This window comes from Dryocola clanedunensis subsp. sulfonylureivorans, from assembly GCF_016756775.1.
Lineage (GTDB): Bacteria > Pseudomonadota > Gammaproteobacteria > Enterobacterales > Enterobacteriaceae > Dryocola > Dryocola clanedunensis.
Map to the genome: position 1 here is coordinate 24,809 of NZ_JAERMU010000016.1, position 21,753 is coordinate 46,561.

The 21,753-nt window shown below is 53.3% G+C and carries 16 protein-coding genes; 9 read left to right on the forward strand and 7 right to left on the reverse strand.

Annotated elements, in window-relative coordinates; all coding sequences use genetic code 11:
• The first annotated feature begins 239 nt into the window (after positions 1-239).
• The 3 genes from HYQ67_RS16480 (at position 240) to HYQ67_RS16490 (ending at position 4,404) form a co-directional block, all read left to right on the forward strand.
• Positions 240-908, forward strand: a complete 669-nt coding sequence (locus HYQ67_RS16480; RefSeq protein ID WP_202305253.1) for a glutathione S-transferase family protein — start codon at positions 240-242, stop codon at positions 906-908.
• Positions 909-1,258: 350 nt separating this feature from the next.
• Entirely contained in the window at positions 1,259-2,608 is a 1,350-nt protein-coding gene (locus HYQ67_RS16485; RefSeq protein WP_202305255.1) for an NCS2 family permease, read from the forward strand.
• 149 nt (positions 2,609-2,757) lie between these two features.
• Positions 2,758-4,404, forward strand: coding sequence for a Na+/H+ antiporter (locus tag HYQ67_RS16490; protein ID WP_202305257.1), 1,647 nt, complete (start codon positions 2,758-2,760; stop codon positions 4,402-4,404).
• Positions 4,405-4,469: 65 nt separating this feature from the next.
• Here HYQ67_RS16490 and HYQ67_RS16495 read toward each other — a convergent pair whose 3' ends face one another.
• Positions 4,470-5,357: a LysR family transcriptional regulator gene (locus tag HYQ67_RS16495; RefSeq protein WP_202305259.1), complete on the reverse strand. Its 888-nt coding sequence runs from the start codon at positions 5,355-5,357 to the stop codon at positions 4,470-4,472.
• A gap of 302 nt (positions 5,358-5,659) precedes the next feature.
• Between HYQ67_RS16495 and HYQ67_RS16500 the strand changes: the two genes are divergently transcribed.
• From HYQ67_RS16500 to HYQ67_RS16520, 5 genes are all read left to right on the forward strand, one after another.
• Positions 5,660-6,808 (forward strand): polysaccharide export protein, encoded by a 1,149-nt coding sequence (locus HYQ67_RS16500; RefSeq protein WP_202305392.1) that lies wholly within the window; start codon positions 5,660-5,662, stop codon positions 6,806-6,808.
• Positions 6,809-7,267 carry an arsenate reductase/protein-tyrosine-phosphatase family protein gene (locus HYQ67_RS16505; RefSeq protein WP_202305261.1) on the forward strand — a complete coding sequence of 153 codons (459 nt, stop codon included), beginning with the start codon at positions 6,809-6,811 and terminating at the stop codon, positions 7,265-7,267.
• A complete protein-coding gene (locus HYQ67_RS16510; RefSeq protein ID WP_202305271.1) occupies positions 7,264-9,120 on the forward strand; it encodes a GNVR domain-containing protein in 1,857 nt (618 codons plus the stop codon). Before HYQ67_RS16505 ends, HYQ67_RS16510 begins: the two co-directional genes overlap by 4 nt.
• A 365-nt stretch (positions 9,121-9,485) precedes the next feature.
• Positions 9,486-9,911: a CidA/LrgA family protein gene (locus tag HYQ67_RS16515; protein ID WP_202305273.1), complete on the forward strand. Its 426-nt coding sequence runs from the start codon at positions 9,486-9,488 to the stop codon at positions 9,909-9,911.
• Positions 9,904-10,593 (forward strand): LrgB family protein, encoded by a 690-nt coding sequence (locus tag HYQ67_RS16520; RefSeq protein ID WP_202305275.1) that lies wholly within the window; start codon positions 9,904-9,906, stop codon positions 10,591-10,593. Before HYQ67_RS16515 ends, HYQ67_RS16520 begins: the two co-directional genes overlap by 8 nt.
• A 35-nt stretch (positions 10,594-10,628) precedes the next feature.
• On the opposite strand, the gene actP is transcribed toward HYQ67_RS16520, so the two are convergent.
• The 3 genes from actP to acs form a co-directional block, all read right to left on the reverse strand.
• Entirely contained in the window at positions 10,629-12,290 is a 1,662-nt protein-coding gene (gene actP, locus HYQ67_RS16525; RefSeq protein ID WP_202305393.1) for a cation/acetate symporter ActP, read from the reverse strand.
• Positions 12,287-12,598, reverse strand: coding sequence for a DUF485 domain-containing protein (locus HYQ67_RS16530; RefSeq protein ID WP_202305277.1), 312 nt, complete (start codon positions 12,596-12,598; stop codon positions 12,287-12,289). Before HYQ67_RS16530 ends, actP begins: the two co-directional genes overlap by 4 nt.
• A 164-nt stretch (positions 12,599-12,762) precedes the next feature.
• The gene (acs, locus tag HYQ67_RS16535; protein WP_202305279.1) at positions 12,763-14,721 is read right to left on the reverse strand and encodes an acetate--CoA ligase; all 1,959 of its coding nucleotides are present in this window, start codon (positions 14,719-14,721) and stop codon (positions 12,763-12,765) included.
• Between the two features lie 424 nt (positions 14,722-15,145).
• Between acs and gltP the strand changes: the two genes are divergently transcribed.
• Positions 15,146-16,459: a glutamate/aspartate:proton symporter GltP gene (gene gltP, locus HYQ67_RS16540; protein WP_202305281.1), complete on the forward strand. Its 1,314-nt coding sequence runs from the start codon at positions 15,146-15,148 to the stop codon at positions 16,457-16,459.
• A 108-nt stretch (positions 16,460-16,567) separates the two neighbouring features.
• Here the strand turns inward: gltP and HYQ67_RS16545 are convergent, their stop codons facing one another.
• The 3 genes from HYQ67_RS16545 to fdhF all read right to left on the reverse strand — a co-directional run bounded on the left by HYQ67_RS16545 (position 16,568) and on the right by fdhF (position 21,507).
• Complete coding sequence (locus HYQ67_RS16545) at positions 16,568-17,416, reverse strand: DUF2950 domain-containing protein (RefSeq protein WP_202305283.1); 849 nt, start codon at positions 17,414-17,416, stop codon at positions 16,568-16,570.
• A 14-nt stretch (positions 17,417-17,430) separates the two neighbouring features.
• Entirely contained in the window at positions 17,431-19,173 is a 1,743-nt protein-coding gene (locus HYQ67_RS16550) for a DUF3300 domain-containing protein (protein WP_202305285.1), read from the reverse strand.
• Positions 19,174-19,359: 186 nt separating this feature from the next.
• Entirely contained in the window at positions 19,360-21,507 is a 2,148-nt protein-coding gene (fdhF, locus tag HYQ67_RS16555) for a formate dehydrogenase subunit alpha (protein ID WP_202305287.1), read from the reverse strand.
• Positions 21,508-21,753: the final 246 nt, after the last annotated feature.

Sequence of the window (21,753 nt, forward strand, 5' to 3'; positions counted from 1 at the left end):
GTTTGTTCCCGGTCTTTGTCTTTCGATCTATCCCGCTTTTCGCAAGGAGGGTTTCCCCCGACATCAGCGTCCCTCAATCACACGTTCTCAGGAGGTTCCGGATTGCGCTGACAATTTAAGTGTAGAACCCGCTGGCGAGTACGCAAGAAAAATAGTGTATTTTTTGTACAGTTTTTTGTTCCCCGTTTTACGCAGCGTTTCCTATAGTTATCCCATCCGCGAAAACAAAAGGTTAGCCCATGATCATCGTCCATCACCTGAATAACTCCCGTTCACAGCGCGTTCTGTGGATGCTGGAAGAATTAGATAAGCCCTACCAGATAGTGCGATATCAGCGCGAACCCACCATGCTGGCCCCGGAATCGCTGAAGAAAGTTCATCCGCTAGGTAAGTCCCCCGTGGTTGAAGACAACGGTAATATTCTGGTGGAGTCCGGCGCTATCCTTGAATATCTCCAGGAAACTTACGATCCTGAAAGCCGCCTGAAACCCATTGCGGCGCAGGACAGGCTGCAATACCGCTTCTGGCTGCACTATGCCGAAGGATCGCTGATGCCGCTGTTAATGATGAAGCTCGTCTTCAGCAGACTCGGGAAGGCTCCCGTGCCGTGGCTGCTGCGCCCGGTAGGTAACGTGCTGGGGCAGGGCGTGCAGAAGGCTTACCTTAATAAGCAGCTCCTTACCCACGCCCGGTTTATTGAAAACTATCTCGCGACTTCCCCCTGGTTTGCGGGGCAGGCTTTCAGCGCGGCGGATATTCAGATGATCTTCCCTGTTATCGCCCTGCTGGCAAGAGGGGCGGTACACGACCTGCCTAATATGCAGGCGTGGTTGAAAAATGCGCAAATGCGTCCCGCCTGGCAAAGCGCTATTACGCAGGGTGGCCCCTTCGAGCTCCCCGCTGGCTAACCTATTCATAAATCCTATGAGTCAGTCAAAAACATTACCGGTATCTTGCGCTATTGTTGCGAAATTGCGCATCGACGATATCGTTTGCGCATGACGTGGTGATAATTTGTTCGTCCAGCGCGATTTTCAGCAAAAAGCGAGAAAGTTCGGTTGAAAATCCACTCAATAAGGCCGGATAATCGTTTGCCTTCAATTTGACGCACAGTTTTTACACGTGGAGTTAAACGTTTGCTATTTTGCGACGCCCTTTTTTGTCGCAATCGCAGCACAAGGATTAGACGTTTAATCGGCAGCGGGAAGTCCGTCACGTGTAACGACGTAATCATAAAAATCTCAGGGGATTTTTCACTATGTCTATTCCTTCACCGCGTGCAACCGGCGGTCTTGACGCCTGGTTCAAAATATCTGCACGTGGCAGTACCGTTCGCCAGGAAGTCGTGGCTGGGCTGACCACCTTTCTCGCAATGGTCTATTCCGTCATTGTCGTACCGGGCATGCTGGGCAAAGCGGGCTTTCCGCCAGCTGCGGTATTCGTGGCAACCTGTCTGGTTGCGGGCGTTGGCTCGCTGGTTATGGGCCTGTGGGCGAATCTGCCGCTGGCTATCGGCTGCGCCATCTCACTGACCGCCTTCACCGCGTTTAGCCTGGTGCTGGGCCAGCACATCAGCGTTCCTGTCGCTCTGGGTGCGGTGTTCCTGATGGGCGTGCTGTTTACCATTATCTCTGCCACCGGCATTCGTAGCTGGATTTTACGCAACCTGCCGATGGGCGTGGCGCACGGTACGGGCATTGGTATCGGTCTGTTCCTGCTGCTGATTGCCGCCAACGGCGTTGGCCTGGTGGTAAAGAACCCGCTGGAAGGTCTGCCGGTTGCCCTCGGTAATTTCGCCAGCTTCCCGGTGATTATGTCGCTGATTGGCCTGGCGGTGATTATCGGCCTTGAGAAATTGAAAATTCCTGGCGGCATTTTGCTGACCATTATTGGGGTGTCCGTTGTTGGGCTGATTTTCGACCCAAGCGTGCATTTCTCCGGTATTTTCGCCATGCCTTCATTGAAAGATGAATCTGGTCACTCTCTGATTGGCAGCCTGGACATCATGGGCGCGCTGAATCCGGTCGTGCTGCCAAGCGTTCTGGCGCTGGTGATGACGGCGGTATTTGATGCCACCGGGACTATCCGCGCGGTAGCCGGCCAGGCAAACCTGCTGGATAAAGACGGGCAGATTATCGACGGCGGCAAAGCGCTGACTACCGACTCCCTGAGCAGCGTGTTCTCCGGTCTTGTGGGCGCAGCGCCTGCGGCGGTGTATATCGAATCTGCGGCAGGGACGGCGGCGGGGGGTAAAACAGGTCTGACGGCCATCACCGTTGGCGTACTGTTCCTGCTGATCCTGTTCCTTTCCCCGCTTTCTTATCTGGTGCCTGCTTACGCAACGGCCCCTGCGCTGATGTACGTCGGCCTGCTGATGCTAAGCAACGTGGCGAAAATTGATTTTGCAGACTTCGTGGATGCGATGTCGGGCCTGATCACCGCGGTGTTCATTGTGCTGACCTGTAACATCGTGACCGGCATCATGATAGGCTTCGCTACGCTGGTGATTGGTCGTGTTGTTTCCGGTGAATGGCGCAAGCTGAACATCGGCACGGTTGTTATCGCGATTGCGCTGGTAGCGTTTTACGCGGGCGGCTGGGCAATCTAGCTCTTATCTCTTGCGGGTTACGTCCTGTAGCCCGCACGCTTCTTTTCTTTCAAGGCATTTCCTGTTTCCTTCCGGTGTAAAAAGTTGTTCTATTATGGGAGCAACCTCCTGAAAAAAGGGCTTCACAACACACCGAACTGAAGGAAAGCATGGAAATTTTCTTTACCATTCTCATCATGACCCTTGTGGTTTCACTCTCCGGGGTCGCCACGCGTCTGCTGCCGTTCCAGATCCCGCTGCCGTTAATGCAAATCGCCATTGGTGCGGTTCTGGCCTGGCCCCACTTTGGCCTGCACGTCGATTTCAACCCGGAGCTGTTCCTCGTGCTGTTTATTCCACCTCTGCTGTTTGCGGACGGCTGGAAAACGCCAACGCATGAATTTCTTAACCACGGGCGAGAGATTATCGGCCTTGCGCTGGTGCTGGTGCTGGTCATCGTGGTCGGTATTGGCTTCCTGATTTACTATCTTGTGCCGGGGATCCCGCTGATTCCGGCATTTGCGCTGGCGGCAGTGTTGTCGCCAACGGATGCCGTGGCGCTGTCCGGCATCGTCGGTGAAGGGCGTATCCCAAAGAAAATCATGGGGATATTGCAGGGTGAAGCGCTAATGAACGACGCTTCGGGCCTGGTTTCGCTAAAAATGGCCGTTGCCGTTGCGGTAGGCACGATGGTGTTCACCGTGGGTGGGGCGACAGTGGAGTTCTTTAAAGTCGCCATTGGTGGGCTGCTGGCCGGGATTGCCGTGAGCTGGCTGTACGGTAAGTCACTGCGTCTGATGAGCCGCTGGAGCGGGGACGAACCCGCCACGCAGATCCTGCTGCTTCTGCTGCTCCCGTTTGCTTCCTACCTTATTGCAGAACATATTGGGGTATCGGGCATCCTTGCTGCCGTCGCTGCGGGTATGACCATCACCCGCTCCGGCGTGCTGCGTAGCGCACCGCTGGCAATGCGCCTGCGCGCCAACAGCGTCTGGGCGATGCTGGAGTTTGTGTTCAACGGCATGGTCTTCCTGATGCTGGGGTTACAGCTGCCGGGCATTCTCGAAACCTCCGTTGCGGCGGCCAATGCCGATCCTAATGTGGAACTGTGGATGTTGTTCCTCGATGTCGGGTTGATTTACATTGCGCTGATTGGCGTGCGTTTCCTGTGGCTATGGTCAATGAAACGCCTCAGCTTGCGCTTCCTGAAAAGTCGCCCGCTGGAGTTTGGCAACTATACGACGCGCGAGCTGGCTATTGCTTCTTTTGCCGGGGTGCGTGGTGCCATCACCCTTGCGGGTGTGCTCTCCATTCCTCTCCTGTTGGGCGACGGTTCGCCTTTCCCGGCGCGTTATGAACTGATATTCCTTTCTGCCGGCGTCATTCTTTTCTCGTTGCTGGTGGGGGTGGTGATGCTGCCGATTCTGCTGCGCAATGTAGAGGTGCCGGACAAAGCGGTCGCCCGTACGGAGGAGAGGCTTGCCCGTTCCGCAACGGCTGAAGTGGCGATTGTTGCCATTCAGAAAATGGAGGAGAGGCTGGCTGCCGATACCAAAGAAAATATCGACGATCAGCTACTCAAAGAGGTGAGTTCGCGAGTCATAGGTAATCTGCGTCGCCGTGCCGACGGGCGTAACGACGTGGAGAGCAGCGCGCTGGAAGAGAACCTTGAGCGCCGCTTCCGCCTGGCGGCTTTACGTTCAGAACGCGCCGAGCTTTATCATCTGCGCGCTACCCAAAAGATCAGCAACGACACGCTGACGAAGCTGCTGCACGATCTTGATCTGCTGGAGGCGCTGCTAGTCGAGCAGCATTAACCAGTAAACGACGCGGGTGCTTAACCAAGGATGGATAAGCGCCAGCGCCATCCACCTGTCGTCTGTTACTCAACCATCGGCCAGAACTCTTTGCAGCAGGTAATCCACGCCTGCGCGCTCTGCGAGATATAGACGCCCTCCCGCCAGATCATCTCTAGCTGCCAGCTTAAATCACTGTTTAACGGCAGCCACATCAGCGTCGTTTTATCCAGTTTTTCACAGATTGGCTCGGGCAGGATAGCAATGCCGATCCCTGCCTGAACCATTGAAGCCAGAAAATCCCATTGGCCGCTACGCACGGCAATTTGAGGCGTAAAACCATGCTCCTGAAAGAGCTGGATTAACTGGCGGCTAAGGGCAAAGTCTTCGTTATAAATGAGCAGAGGATGGGCGGCGAGTTCGCCGGGATCGACGCTGGTGCGTGACATCCACTGCCCGGACCTCGGCACCAGAACACACAGGCGATGACGAAAGAGAGGCAGGCTGCAAAATAAGTTTTCATCGTCCGCGGGTAACGCCGTCATGGCTAAATCAAGCTCGCCGTTGATCACCGCCTGCTGTACCGTCAGGCCGCCAAATTCGGAAATTTTTAGCTCAACACCAGGATAGCGCTGGCGATACAGGCCAATGGGGCCGGTCATCAGCATACCCACCATTGGCGGAATGCCCAGGCGCAGCACACCTTTGCTAAGGTGGTTGATATCCCCCAGCTCCGCCTCCAGCTGGCGAAACTCTGCCAGAATAGCCAGGCCGCGTTGATAGACCACCTCCCCCGTATCGGTGAGCAGCAGCTTTCGGCCATCCCGAATCAGCAGGGTACAGCCCAGCTCATCTTCCAGATTACGCAACATTTTGCTGATAGTCGGCTGGGTGACGAACATTTTCTCCGCCGCACGGGTAAAGCTTTGCTGGCGGACGACCTCAACAAAATAGCGTAGCGTTCTGATATCCATGATCATTCTCGATGTCTATGTCTCCTTTTATTCTAATTCATATTCTCTATTGTTGGCAGCCTGGAGAAAAAAATAATGTCAGCGGGGAAGCGCGGTCTGATAAAAAGGGTTTAAGCTATAATGAAACTATTTATTACGGGTGATAATATAAATTTATTGTATTAGGCAGTATTCTTAAATGCTTATTCATACACTTAAGCTGCGTTGACAAAGCTGTTCTTTTCGATGATATTCACGCACTTCCTTTGGTTTATGATTTTAATGTGCCAATTGTTTCTTCTGATTATGGATAATCGTCAGTGCTGGTTCTTAATAAAATAGCCCCTGCGCCTCTTCTTTTTTTATTGATGACGCTCGTTGTTTCTGGTTGTACTGTCTCCCCCGGTACAAATTTAAAAACGGCCAATAAAGAGAAGGTCAAATCCACTCAGCCCAAAGTTGCAATAGAAGATTTGGTGAGCGTATACGCTATTACTCCTCAGCTAACCGCTTCACTTTCTGCGGCTAAAGCCGTACCACAGGATAATACATCGTTAGACCAGCAGATTCATACCTATGTCTATCGTATCGGGGTGGGTGATATATTAACGGTTACGGTCTGGGATCATCCAGAATTGACAACGCCGGCGGGCCAGTACCGCAGCGCCAGTGAGTCCGGGAATTGGGTTCAGGCTGACGGTACCATTTTTTATCCGTATGCCGGAAAAATTAAAGCGGAAGGGAAAACATTAGAAGAGATCAGGGGCATTTTAACCAGAAAACTGGCCCCGTGGATTGAATCTCCTCAGGTTGATGTCAGTATTGCCAGCTTTCACTCTCAAAAAGCCTATATTACAGGTGAAGTGGTAAAAAGTGGCCAGCAGGCTATTACTAATGTGCCGTTGACGATCATTGATGCCCTTAATCAGGCTGGTGGCTTGACTGACTCCGCTGACTGGAATAATGCGGTGTTGATTCATCAGGGAAAAAAGGAGACGCTTTCACTCAAGGCATTGCTCAAATCTGGCGACCTGATGCAAAACCGCCTGCTGCTGGCTGGTGACGTCTTGTACGTTCCACGTAATGACGATCTGAAAATTTTTGTCATGGGGGAAGTCAACAAACAAACCGTATTACGCATGGACAGCAGCGGTATGACGCTAACGGAAGCTTTGGGCCATGCGGAGGGAATTAACCAGGCGACATCTGATGCAACCGGCATTTTTGTTATCCGTGCTACACATACCGATGAGCAAGATAAGAAAATTGCTGCGATTTATCAGCTCGATGCAAGTGACGCCAGCGCGCTTGTGTTGGGAACGGCTTTTCAGCTTCAACCCTATGACATTGTCTATGTGACCACGGCGCCTGTGGCGCGCTGGAACCGTGTGATTGCCCAGCTTGTCCCAACGATAACGGGCGTAAAAGATATAACAGAAACGGCCAGGCAGATCAGAAACTGGGGTGGATAGTTGATAAAATCTATCCTCGTCGTCTGTATGGGTAACCTCTGTCGTTCACCCGTGGGGGAGCGGCTGTTAGGTTCCCTGTTAACGGATATTGTTGTTAATTCGGCCGGGCTGAAGGCACAGCAGGGAATGCCCGTTGACCCTACCATGTGCCTGGTTGCCGGACGACACGGCGTTGATCTTGCCGCCCATCGGGCGCAAAAATTTACGCTCGAATCAGGCATTCAACATGACCTGATACTGGTCATGGAAGCAGATCATTTATTAGCGATGAATCAGTCCTATCCAGAGCTAAGTGGAAAAACGCTGCTGTTTGGCCATATGGTTGGCAAGAGAGATATCCCCGATCCTTACAGAAAAAGTAATGAATATTATCAGGTTATTTATCAACTGCTCGGTCGTGCTGCCTGTGCATGGGGAAACGTATTAGGTTCTGGAAATATCACGGATGAACACAAATGACGATGGAAAAAATACGGCAGGCCAGGATAAGTCAAAATGAAGAGATTGACATACTGAGCTTATTGCATATTTTATATGCAAAAAAGATTGTTATCATCATTACCACACTGGTGTTTTCTTTTCTGTCATTTTTATATGCTACGACGCGCCAGCCTGTCTATGATGCCAGCATATTAATTCAGGTTGAGAAAAACGCTCAGAGTAACCTTATCAGTAAATTTATTAGCCCATTAGAGCTGAACTCCCCTTCCATTGCGACAGAGATTGGTATCCTGAAATCAAGGCGCGTGCTTAATCAAACGATTGCAGATTTAGGATTACAAATAGAAGTGGCCGAGAAGAACATTCCTGTTATTAGTCCGTTTCTTTCTCTCTTCCAAAGCCCATCAGAAAATTATATTGATGTCATTCAGTTCGATCTTCTTCCCGAGTATGAAGATACGTCCTGGACGCTGACCGTTTTATCTGCAGATAGCTATAAACTTAGCCTTAAAGGTGCAATATCAGTAGCAGGAAAAGTTAACCATGTCGTTAATGGAAAAGGCGTGGCAATAAACGTTAAGGAAATACATGCTGCGGCAGGGACGAAGTTCGAAATTAAAAAACATTCACTATTTAATGTGACACGTGATCTTCTGCAGCATCTCAATGCTGTTGAGCAAGCGAAAGACAGCGGGCTGCTATTTGTCTCTTTAACGGGGCACGACAAACAAGAAAACATCCGCATTCTGAACAGTATTAGCCTTAATTATATGAAGGATAATATCGCGACTAAAGCAAAGGAAACCTCCAAGACACTGGCTTTTGTGGACACTTTACTGCCGATGGCGCAAACGCGGCTTCGGGAGGCCGACCGCAAACTTCATGAATTTATGCAATCAAACGGAGCCGTTGATTTGCCCCTTGAGGCAAAAAACATCCTCGAATCCCTGGTCGCCCTTCAGGCCCAGCATAGTGAACTCGAACTGGCAATCATCGAGGTTTCGAAGCATTACACAAAGGCACACCCGCTTTATCGTTCGCTAACAGAAAAAGAAGCGCTACTGGAAAAAGAGAAGCGTGAACTAAACAAGCGAATAGCGGGCATACCGAAAATCCAGCAGGATTATTTAGGCATTAAGCGTGATGTTGAGGCGGAACAAGAGATCTACATGCAGCTGCTGTCGAAACAGCAGGAGTTGAGAATTACGCAGGCCAGTACGGTGGCAAGCGTCAGAATCGTTGATGAAGCGGTTAGCGATCCATTACCGGTTGGCAATAAAAAAGGGCTGATTCTGCTGCTGGGGAGCATGGCCGGATTGATCGTATCAAGCGGCGGGTGCCTCCTGATGAATATTCTGCAAGCTCCTCTTGAGGAGGCTAAGTCCATTGAACAACGAGGGGTGAACGTGCTGGCATCGATCCCGTTAAGTAAATGGCTGCATGCAAAAACGCGCTATCTGAAAAAGGATGAGCATCCTGGCCGGGATGACTGGCTTAGTAAAGCGCACCCGGAGGATCTCTCAATCGAAGCGCTACGCAGCCTGAGAACCACTATTTTTATCTCGCTGATGCGGAAAAAGGCCAAAAACAGCATCCTCATTTCCAGTGCTACGCCGGGGGCGGGCAAAACATTTATCAGCAGTAACCTTGCCGCGGTGATGGCGGATGCCGGGAAACGAATTCTGCTCATTGATGCCGATCTGCGGCGAGGTTATCTGCATGAATTGCTTGGTATGAGCAAAGCTTGTGGCTTAACCGATATACTGAAAGGCAGCATGGAAGCAATGAAGGCGATTCAGCAAACTGGCCATGCAGGGCTGGATTTTATCTCTACCGGGAGATTTACCAGCACTCCTCGGAGCTTTTACTGAGCCAGCATTTCACTTCTTTGCTGGAGTGGGCGCAAAGACAATATGACTACGTCATTATTGATACGCCGCCTGTCTTACCTATTACCGATGCGGCAATCGTTGCGCAGCATGTCGGTCTGTGTTTGCTCGTTCTTCGCTACAGAACGAATAACGAGAAGGATTTGGATATCGCACTAAGTCGTTTTTCGAAGTGCAATATCGAGCTGGATGGCGTGGTGTTTAATGCCGTTCAGGAGGGGAGCCTCTCCTCCTACGGCTATAGTTATTATTCCACGTCACTATAGGTGCAATGCTTTTAATTCATTATTTTTGGCGCTGCGGCCCTCCTATAATGCGGCTCTCGTTTATCGCGGAGTTGTATAACCATGGCCGTGGCGTTAAGACGTTTTACGCCTTCAGTTGTTAACCGCATTCAGGTGCCCGTCCAGGTCGCCCTGTATGCGGGTTTATTTATCCTCGCCCAGTGGGCCGTTGACCGCTGGCACCTGCCGCTTCCCGCCAATATCGTCGGCATGTTATTGCTGCTGATGCTCATTATCTGCCGGGTTGTGCCGCTGAAGTGGGTGCGCGAAGGGTCGCGCTGGCTGCTGGCCGAAATGCTGCTCTTTTTTGTGCCCGCGGTGGTCGCCGTGGTCAATTACTTGCAGCTACTGATGGTGGACGGCTGGCGGATATTTCTGGTGATTGCCATCAGCACCCTGCTGGTACTGGGGCTGACCGCGCTGGTAGTGGATAAAGTGTATCGCTTTGAGCAGGCCCTGGAAGCCCGCAGGCAGGCTCGCGGTGGGTAAGTTCCAGCTGAGCGTGCTGTGCCTGGCGATCACGCTGGTGCTCTACTACGCCAATAAAAAACTCTATCGCCGCTTTCACATGTTACCGCTGATGCCGCTGGTGTTCACGCCGTTACTGCTGGTGCTAATGCTGATTGTGGCACATATCTCCTACCAGAATTACATGGGGGAGTCGCGCTGGCTGATGTGGCTGCTGGGGCCTGCGACCATTGCGTTTGCCGTTCCCGTCTATGACAACCTGCATGTCATTAAACGTCACTGGATGTCGCTGACGGCGGGTGTAGTGACCGCGACGGTTGTAGCGGTCACCAGCTCGGTGTGGCTGGCTCGTCTCTTTACCCTTTCTGAGGTTATCCAGCGCAGCCTGGCCGTTCGCTCCATTACCACACCGTTTGCCCTTGCAGCAGCAAAACCGATTGGTGCGCAGCCGGAGCTGGTGGCGTTATTTGTCGTGATTACCGGTGTCTTTGGTATGGCCGTGGGGGATGTGCTTTTCCTGCGGCTATCGATACGCGCAGGAATGGCGAAAGGCGCGGGATTTGGTGCGGCATCCCACGGAGCTGGAACCGCGCGCTCCTATGAGATTGGGCCAGAAGAGGGCGTGGTGGCAAGCCTGGTGATGATGCTTTCCGGCGTCGTGATGGTCGTTGGGGCACCGCTAATTGGCTGGCTGATGTTCTGAGTATCCCCGGCGCAGTGCGCGCCGGGGGAGAGGTCTTAGTGAGCACGACCTTGTTCGATACCAATACCGGTCTGAGAACGAATAAACTGGGCGCGGAATTTCTCGCGCTCAAGGTTACCTTCAGGGCTGTTATCGGTTGCTGAGAACACCCAGATACCAACAAAGGCGACCAGAATCGAGAACAGCGCCGGGTACTCATACGGGAAGATCGCCGTCGCATGACCCAGAACCTGTACCCATACCGTCGGGCCGAGGATCATCAGAATCACCGCCGTCAGCAGGCCGAGCCAGCCGCCAATCATCGCGCCACGCGTGGTCAGCTTCGACCAGTACATAGAAAGTAGGATAATCGGGAAGTTACAGCTTGCCGCAATGGAGAACGCCAGGCCGACCATAAAGGCGATATTTTGCTTCTCGAAGAGGATACCAAGTCCGATAGCAACCACGCCGAGGATCAGCACGGTAATTTTCGAGACCCGAATTTCATCGCGCTCGGATGCGCCTTTACGGAACACGTTTGCATAGAGGTCATGTGATACCGCCGATGCGCCCGCCAGCGTTAAACCCGCTACCACCGCCAGAATAGTGGCGAAGGCAACCGCGGAGATAAAGCCGAGGAACAGATTACCGCCTACCGCATCGGCAAGGTGTACTGCCGCCATGTTATTGCCGCCGATAAGCGCACCCGCCGCGTCTTTAAACGCCGGATTCGCCCCGACCAGCATGATGGCGCCAAAGCCGATAATGAAGGTCAGAATGTAGAAGTAACCCATAAAACCGGTGGCGTAGAGCACGCTTTTACGCGCCTCGCGGGCATCGCTGACCGTGAAGAAGCGCATCAGAATGTGCGGCAGACCGGCAGTACCGAACATCAGGCCCAGGCCGAGCGACAGGGCTGAGATAGGGTCTTTCACCAGCCCGCCAGGGCTCATGATGGCAACGCCTTTCGGATGCACCGCCATCGCCTCGGCAAACAGATTGTTAAAGCTAAAGCCGACGTGTTTCATCACCATAAAGGCCATGAAGCTCGCGCCGAACAGCAGCAGAACGGCTTTAATGATCTGTACCCATGTCGTGGCGAGCATGCCGCCAAACAGCACATACATCACCATCAGCACCCCGACCAGCACCACGGCAACGTGGTAGTTCAGGCCGAACAGCAGCTCGATAAGCTTACCGGCACCGACCATCTGCGCAATGAGATACAGCGCGACAACAACCAGTGAACCGCAGGCGGAAAGCGTACGAATCGGCCCCTGTTTAAGGCGGTACGATGCGACATCGGCAAAGGTGTAGCGGCCGAGATTACGCAGGCGTTCGGCAATCAGGAACAGAATAATTGGCCAGCCGACCAGGAAGCCCAGCGAATAAATCAGGCCGTCGTAGCCGGAGGTATAAACCAGCGCGGAAATCCCCAGGAACGACGCCGCCGACATAAAATCGCCCGCAATCGCCAGCCCATTCTGGAAGCCGGTAATATTACCGCCAGCAGTGTAGTAATCGCTGCGTGAGCGGGTACGTTTGGATGCCCAGTAAGTAATGTAGAGCGTAAAGGCGACGAAAATAACGAACATGATAATCGCCTGCCAGTTTGTAGGCTGCCGCTGCACGTCGCCGGTAAGAGCGTCGGCAGCCAGCACGGAGGCGGGCAGACTAACAAGGGGAGCCGCAAGGGCTGTCAGAAGACGCTTCATTATGCCTTCACCTCGCGCAGAACTTCATAGGTAAGACGGTCAAATTCACCGTTGGCTCGCCAGACGTAAACCGCCGTCAGGAAGAAAGAGATGACAATGACACCGATACCAATCGGAATGCCTCTGGTGACAGTGGTGCCCGCGTGTAAAGGGGTGCCCAGCCAGCCGGGTGCGAAAGCAATCAGCAGAATAAAACCAACGTAAATCACCAGCATAATCAGTGACAGGATGGTGGCAAACCGTTGCCTTTTTGCGACTAACTCCCTGAAATGCGCACTGTCTTCTATCCGTTGATAAATGAGGTCATTCATCACAGAGTCTCCAGAGGTAGGGTTATTTTTATGTCCCTCCTCACCTGCAGAAAGCCGCAGGGTGGATAAGCGAAGCGCCATCTGCTAAAGAAAAAAGTGGCGGATGACGCTTCGCTTATCCGCCCTACAGCGTCAGATGAGAGGGCGGATCAACTACAGAGTGGTTATGAAGGCATGGTTAAGGCTTGTTTCTCTTCCAGCAGCTTTTCGACGACGCCCGGATCGGCAAGGGTCGAAGTATCGCCAAGGTTGCTGGTATCTCCGGCGGCGATTTTGCGCAGAATGCGGCGCATAATCTTGCCGGAGCGGGTTTTCGGCAGCGAGTCGGTCCAGTGCAGAATATCCGGCGTGGCAAGCGGGCCAATCTCTTTACGCACCCAGTTGCGCACTTCGGTATACAGCTCCGGCGTCGGCTCTTCGCCGTGGTTTAACGTGACGTAGGCATAAATCGCCTGGCCTTTGATATTGTGCGGGATGCCAACGACGGCGGCTTCGGCAACCTTCGGATGCGATACCAGCGCGGATTCGATTTCTGCCGTTCCCAGGCGGTGTCCGGAGACGTTTAACACGTCGTCTACGCGGCCAGTTATCCAGAAATAGCCGTCTTCATCGCGACGGGCACCATCACCGCTAAAATACATATTTTTAAAGGTTGAGAAATAGGTCTGCTCGAAGCGTTCGTGGTCGCCAAACAGGGTGCGCGCCTGGCCTGGCCAGGAGTCGGTAATCACCAGGTTACCTTCGGTTGCGCCCTGTTGCGGATTGCCTTCGTTGTCTACCAGCGCTGGTTGTACGCCGAAGAACGGCCGCGAAGCGGAACCTGCTTTCAGCTCTGTGGCACCCGGTAGCGGGGTGATCATAAAGCCGCCTGTTTCGGTTTGCCACCAGGTGTCCATCACCGGGCATTTCTCATTACCAATTTTCTTCCAGTACCACTCCCACGCTTCCGGGTTGATCGGTTCGCCTACGGAGCCGAGGATACGCAGCGAAGAACGATCGGTTCCTTCGGTCGCCTTATCCCCTTCGGCCATTAACGCCCGGATGGCGGTTGGCGCGGTGTAAAGAATGTTGACTTTGTGTTTATCGACCACCTGCGCCATGCGGTTCGGCGCAGGCCAGTTTGGCACGCCTTCAAACATCAGCGTGATAGCGCCACAGGCCAGCGGGCCATACAGCAGGTAGCTATGCCCTGTTACCCAACCCACGTCGGCGGTACACCAGTAGACGTCGCCAGGATGGTAATCAAAGACGTATTTAAACGTCGTCGCCGCGTAAACCAGATAGCCGCCTGTGGTATGCAAAACCCCCTTTGGTTTACCGGTCGAACCTGAGGTGTAGAGGATAAACAGCGGATCTTCTGCATTCATCTCAACAGGTTGATGGTGAGCGCTTGCTTTCTCAACAAGCTCGCTCCACCACAGGTCACGGCCCTGATGCCATTCAACCTTGCCGCCGGTACGCTTGAGCACCACGACGTGCTCAACGGTTTTCACGTTCGGATTTTTCAGCGCGTCATCAACGTTTTTCTTCAACGGAATCGAGCGGCCTGCACGAATGCCTTCATCGGCAGTAATCACCAGACGGGAGCTGGAGTCGATAATACGTCCCGCCACGGCCTCCGGAGAGAACCCGCCAAAGATAACGGAATGCACGGCACCGATTCGCGCGCAGGCGAGCATCGCCACGGCAGCCTCCGGCACCATTGGCATATAGATCGCCACCACGTCGCCTTTCTTGATGCCCAGCTCCACCAGCGTATTGGCAAAACGGCAGACATCACGATGCAGTTCACGATAGGTGATTTTTTTGCTCTGGCTGGCATCATCGCCCTCCCAGATAATCGCCGTCTGGTCGCCGCGCTCTTTAAGATGGCGATCCAGGCAGTTGGCGGCCAGGTTCAGCGTGCCGTCTTCATACCAGCGGATAGAGATATTTCCCGGTGCGAAGGAGGTGTTTTTCACCTTCTGATAGGGTTTGATCCAGTCGAGGATTTTCCCTTCTTCGCCCCAGAACGTATCCGGGTCATGCACTGACTGTTGGTACATGGATTGATACTGCTCGGGATTGATCAGGCAATGTTCCGCGATATTTGCGGGAATGGCGTGTTTGTGTAGTTGTGTCATGGCTTTTTTTCTCCTTGAAGTTGTTAATAATATGTCACGTAAACGTTAATTGTAGGGCTTTGAACAGCTTTGTTTACTTTTTGGGCGACAGATCACGCATTAATTCATTTGTCTAAATATCCATCAAACAGATAGTTAGGGAGAGAAAATTCACAACACACATAAGTTAAAAATATAAACTATAAATATGCACTATAACAATTGGTTATAGTAGATGATTTATCTAAAGTACTATTTTACCCGCTATTTATAGTGAATATCCCTGAAAATACAGGGTTGCATAGCATGCCGGACAAGTGATACTCATAACGCCGCTTAAAAAAGCCCCTCGTAATTCCTGACGTATGTCTTACCCCTTTCAGTTTGTGACGTTCTCATCGGACTACAGCATGGGAATGGCGTTTTATTGAGGAATAAAATCGTTATGAAACAACCTAAGGTCAGCCTCGCCTGGCAAATTCTGCTCGCGCTGGTGCTGGGTATCGCGCTGGGAAGCGTTCTGCATTATCAAAGTGATAGCCGCGAATGGCTCATCACAAACCTGCTTTCACCGGCAGGAGATATCTTTATTCACCTGATAAAAATGATTGTTGTGCCGATCGTTATCTCAACCCTGATCGTCGGGATTGCGGGCGTAGGGGATGCCAAACAGCTTGGGCGAATCGGTGCGAAAACCATTCTTTATTTCGAAGTGATCACGACAGTTGCCATCATCCTGGGGATTACCCTTGCCAACGTGTTCCAGCCGGGACACGGCATTGATATGTCGCAGCTTGCCAGCGTGGATATTTCGAAATACGAACACACAGCCCAGGACGTCCAGAGTCACGCCCACGGGCTGATGGGCACTATTCTTTCCCTGGTACCGACCAACATCATCGATTCGATGGCGAAAGGCGACATGCTGCCGATTATCTTCTTCTCGGTGCTGTTTGGTCTGGGTCTGTCGTCACTGCCGTCAGCACATCGTGAGCCTCTGGTGACGGTGTTCCGCTCCATCTCAGAAACGATGTTCAAAGTGACGCATATGGTGATGCGCTACGCACCGATCGGTGTTTTTGCGCTGATCTCTGTGACGGTGGCTAACTTTGGGTTTGCCTCGCTGTGGCCGCTGCTGAAGCTGGTATTGCTGGTGTACTTCGCGATCGCGTTCTTTGCGCTGATGGTGCTGGGGACCGTTGCTCGTCTGTGCGGCCTGCGTATTCTCATTTTGATACGAATTCTCAAGGACGAACTCATTCTGGCCTACTCCACGGCCAGCTCAGAAAGTGTCCTGCCGCGAATCATCGAAAAGATGGAGGCCTACGGTGCGCCTGCCTCCATCACCAGCTTTGTGGTGCCGACCGGCTACTCCTTTAACCTCGACGGCTCCACGCTTTACCAGAGTATCGCAGCCATCTTTATCGCCCAGCTTTACGGGATCGAGCTTTCCCTGGGGCAGGAGATCCTGCTGGTGCTGACGCTGATGGTGACGTCAAAAGGCATTGCGGGCGTGCCTGGCGTCTCGTTTGTAGTGCTGCTGGCTACGCTTGGGAGTGTGGGTATTCCACTGGAAGGTCTGGCCTTTATTGCAGGCGTGGACCGCATACTCGATATGGCGCGTACCGCGCTTAACGTGGTGGGCAATGCGCTGGCGGTGCTGGTTATCGCCAAGTGGGAAAATAAGTTCGATGCTAAAAAAGCGGCGGCTTACGAGCGGGAGATGCTGGGCAAATACTCAGATAAAGTCAATCCTTAAAGGCTAAGAAGAGTAAAGCAGGGCGGGCAAACGTGAGCTTATCCCGCCCTGCTTTTTTGGTGAATGACGCTCGTGCTTATCCACCCTATGACAAATGAACTCTCTGACTTATTGCGTCACAACCTGCCAGCTATCATCAGGGTCAAAGGCGGTGATAGCTTCCACTTTCTTCGCCGTCTCTTCTCCTAAATCAGCCTGATAAATCTGGTCTTCGTCATCGACGATAAACGTCGCGACGCCCGTCTCTCCGTAAGTCACCGGCCAGGCAATCATTGCGAAACCATCAGTCATTTTGCCCGCTTTCAGGTAGCTTTTCTCGCCACCCTCCGCTTTGGCGCCCTGGGCGGTAAGAATGCGGAAATGGTAGCCGTGATAACCCATTTCTGGCTGTTCAGGACTGAAAGCCGGCCCTAAAGGGCTGGGGGCCTCATCTGCCGATACCGGCCAGTAAAGCCCGTCTTTCTTGCCTTCACTACTCAGAAATTTTTGCGCATAGGCCTGATTTAGCTGGAAGTAATCCTGCTGTGCGGCGACATAGGCATGGGCGGCTTCGATAGCAGAAAGCTCATTACGGCCAATTGTTCGGGTGAGGATTTCATCGGCAGCGCCCTGCATATTGAAATGCCAGCCTTTATCGGTTTTGACAATCGGCAGCGGTAGCTGCCATTCCTCACTACCGACGTCAAGGTGAGCCACACGGCCTTGCTGCTCAACGTGATGGCCCCTGTCCCAGTCCCGCAGGAAGCGTGCAACAGCCGCAGGATCCACGCCTTCAGGCGGCAGGAAATGCTGCCAGTCGTCGCCCAGCAATGCGGTGAGCGCCTGTTGATCCTGTTTCTTAATCGCATCATGGAGTGCGGTAGAGGCCTGCTCAGGCGTGGTGAACGCCTGTTGCGCCTGGGCTAACAGCGGTAGCACCAACAGGGAAAGCGTACTTAACGACAGAAACTTTTTCATTATCCTTTCCCTTATTAACGGCGATGAAATTCGCGGTGTTCAGATGCGTGTTCACGGAAGGCTTCGCGATTTTGCCTGCCGCCAGAAGAGTGTTGCAGACTTTGCGCGCCGCGTTGATGCTGAGCCTGCCAGGACGGCGATCGGCTGTCATTACCACTTAACGCATTGCTACGTAAAGAGTTGATGTGCTGCTGGCGCTGCTCTGGCGTCGTGCTGGCGACATGACTTCTTACCGATTCGCGATGCTGTTGCTGCTGCTGTGTCGGGTGTTTCACCTGATTTTTCACCGCATCGCGATGCTGCTGTTGTGCCGCGGTTGGGTGTTTCACCTGGTTTTTTACCGCATCACGATGCTGCTGCTGCGTCGCTGTCGGGTTTTTCAACTGCTCGCGAGCCGCTTCACGTCGTGCATTCTGGTTAGCTGAATCATATCCACGGTAGTTGTTGCGCTGCGCGATTTGGTTGAGCTGTTTCGACGCATTCTCGCGTTGCACATCCCGAGACACGCTGGAGAGGCTTTTTCCCTGAGGCTTCATCCCGGTGCTGTGCTGGAGCTGCTGCATTGCTGCCTGACGCTGGTTTTCCCGGGTCAATGGCGCATGCTGCGTCGCGCTTAAGCCGCCGGCCACGTTGGTCTGATGGTAACGTTGCGCGACAGCGCTGTTCTGGTAAGGCACGCCGTTCCTGAAGGCCGGGTTGTGCTGCCAGTGTACCTGCCCGCCGTTATCGGACAGATGGCCACCGGTTATCCTGTTGTAATTATTGACGTTAACGTTGATGTTATTGCCGCTGTTGTAGTTACCGTCATGGTGGTGATAGTCATCATCATGGTGATGATGGTAGTCATCGTCGTCATGCCAGTCGATGCTGCTGAACAGCGCGTAGGTTGTGGCAACGCCAAGGCTGTATCCAAAACCGCGTACCAGGCTGTCGGTAAACTGCTGTCCCGGAGGGGGTGGCAGATAAACTGGCGGATAGCTGGTATTCGGCCATGTTCCGTAAACCGTAGACGGGTTGTAATTAGGAACGTAAACCACCTGCGGATTCGTTGGCTCGATAGTAATAACCTGCGGGGCGGGATCGCGGGTGGTCGTAGCCGTAGTGGCTGAGGCTGACGTGCTGCTACTCTTTTCGCTGGTGGTGTTCACGTTGTTGGTTTGATTCACCACAACGGGGGTGCTGGTCACTTTTTGTTCCGGCGTGGATTTTAGTGTCCCGGTCTGCTGCGCCAGCGCACGTAATTTCTGTACCGAGTCCATCACATCCTGTGGCTGCGCTAAAAATGCATCGCCAAGATTCTGTACCCACTGCGGGTTTTCACCCAGTAGCGACATCAGTTGTGGGAAGGCCACGAGGGATTTTACGCTAGGGTCCCAGGGCTGGTTCGACACCGCCTGAATAGCCGCATCGCCTTGTAAGGTCGGATTATCCTGTGACCACTGCACCGCCTGCACAACGTTTGCCGGATAGGTCGATGCCATCAGCACCTGAGACAGAAGGGCGTCAGGATAGAGGGCAATCGGTGCAACCCACTGGTCGAGCTGTGCGGTGGTATAAGTCTGCGTGGCGGGTGCCGATGCTGCATCAGGAACCGCTGTAGGTGCAGTTGCCGGCGGCGTGGCGGGCTGAGCCGCTACGGCTGGGGCGGGCGTTACCGTTTCTGGAGTACGGCTTTTAACATAAAGAACACCAGAGGCCGCGAGAATACCGGCGCTGCAAAGCAGGGTGAGAATGTGAGGCTTGAAAGGCAACTTCATTTTATTTCTCCCGGAGCGGCAGAGATCCAGTAAAAGGGGCAAATTTTGCCTGATGGCATAAGTATGGAAGGGAGTGAGTATATTGCTCACGGTTATTTATTGTTTGACTATAACAGGGATCGCCCGGGGCACCGTCTGGAAAGGAAAACGGCCCTGATGATTGCTCATGAGGGCCGTTTTGAGCGGTTAGCCCGCTGCGCTTTCGCGCAGGCTGGCCTTCAGCTTGCTGTACTCATCAATCACGTACTGCTCTGCTGCCCGCTGATCGGCAATCTTTTCTACACGCACGGCGCAGTACTTATACTCCGGCGTTTTGGTAATCGGGCTGAGGTTTTCCGTCACCAGCTCGTTACAGGCACCGATCCACCACTGGTAGGTCATGTACACCGCGCCTTTATTAGGGCGTTCACTCACGTTTGCACGCGTAATGACTTTCCCTTTGCGCGAATGCACCCAGATCAGCGCTTCATCCTCAATGCCCAGACGAGCGGCATCGTCGATATGAATCTGCGCATAGCCAGGCTCATCCGCCAGCGCTGCCAGCGCGGCACAGTTACCGGTCATCGAACGGCAGGAGTAATGGCCCACTTCCCGCACCGTCGACAGCACCATTGGGTACTCTTCGGTGATGCGATCGACTGGCGGCGCCCAGTCGCAGGTGAAGAACTGGCCCAGGCCGTTTTCGCGGTCGAACTTGCCGTCATAGAGGAAGGAAGTCCCCTGGTCCGACTCATCGGTATCGCGGCATGGCCACTGGATATACCCCAGCTCGCCCATCTTCTCGTAGGTCGCACCAAAGAAGTCCGGGCAAAGGTTACGCAACTCGTCCCAGATTTCCTGGGTGTTGTTGTAATGCATTTCGTAACCCATGCGGGTGGCGATTTCGCTGATGATCTGCCAGTCCGTTTTCAGGTCCCACTTTGGCTCCACCGCTTTAAAGAAGCGCTGGAAACCGCGGTCGGCGGCGGTGTAAACACCTTCATGTTCACCCCAGGAGGTGGACGGCAAAATCACATCGGCGGCCGCCGCGGTTTTGGTCATGAAGATATCCTGCACGATGACCAGCTCCATATCGGCAAACGCCTGACGAACCGCTGAAAGTTCCGCATCCGTTTGCAGCGGATCTTCACCCATAATATAGGCCGCATGCACTTCGCCGTGCGCAACGCGGTGAGGGATCTCACTGATACGGTAACCCGTGTGCGCCGGTAATGACGGCACGCCCCAGGCTTTGGCGAACTTCTCGCGGCTCTTTTCGTCCTTCACGTACTGATAGCCCGGATAGGTATCCGGCAGCGCGCCCATATCGCAGGCACCCTGAACGTTGTTCTGGCCGCGCACCGGGTTAACGCCGACGTTGGCCTTGCCAAGGTTACCGGTCATCAGCGCAAGGCTGGTCAGCGAGCGCACGGTTTCCACGCCCTGATAGAACTGGGTAACACCCATGCCCCACAGGATAGTCGCCGTTTTTGCATTCGCGTACATACGTGCCGCCGTGCGGATATCAGCAGCTTTCAGGCCGGTTATCTCCTCCACGGATTCAGGCGTATAGCCCTCTACAATTTTACGGTACTCATCGAAGCCTTCAGTACGCTCCGCCACGAAGGCCTTGTCGTACAGATTCTCTTCGATGATCACATGCCCAATCGCGTTAAGCAGGGCGATGTTAGATCCATTTTTCAGCTGCAAATGGAGGTCGGCGATACGCGCGGTTTCAATTTTACGCGGATCGATAACCACAATTTGCGCCCCTTTCTGCTTCGCGCGAATGACGCGATTTGCCACGATAGGGTGTGAATCAGCCGGGTTATACCCGAAGACAAAGACTAAATCGGTATCCTCAATCTCGACGATTGAGTTGCTCATAGCGCCGTTACCGACCGACTGGTGCAGACCTGCAACCGATGGGCCGTGTCAGACGCGTGCGCAGCAGTCAACGTTATTGGTACCAATAACGGCGCGCGCAAATTTTTGCATGATGTAGTTAGTCTCGTTGCCTGTACCACGGGATGAACCGGTGGTCATGATGGCATCCGGGCCATGTTTCGCTTTGATTTCGCTAAGGCGAGTGCTTACGTAGGTCAGCGCCTCATCCCAGCTTACGGATTCAAGCTTTCCACCTTTCTGGCGGCGGATCATTGGCGATTTCAGGCGCGGGGTAAGGATTTTGGTATCGTTGATAAAATCCCAGCCGTAATAGCCTTTCAGGCACAGATCGCCCTGATTGGTCTTACCCTGCGCGCCTTCCGCCTTGACGATTTTGCCGTTATCGACCACGAGGTTGATTTTGCAACCTGAGGCGCAATAGGGGCAAACCGTGACGACTTTTTTCATCGTGTTGCTCCAGTCAATGCTAAAGGGTGTGACATCTGAAGACTCGTCACATCTACCCGGGTAATGCATGATCTATGCCATATCATTTTAAGGGGGGTATTGCTCCCCTTCGGCGGCGGTAGGATGACAAACCATCTGACGAAAAGCCCAGCATCGTCAAAAATGACGTGACGAGCAGCCTGCCCTTTGTGACGCTGGTTGAATATTCAGCACGCGTAGTTGCCATTTATGCGGCACTCCTTCAAC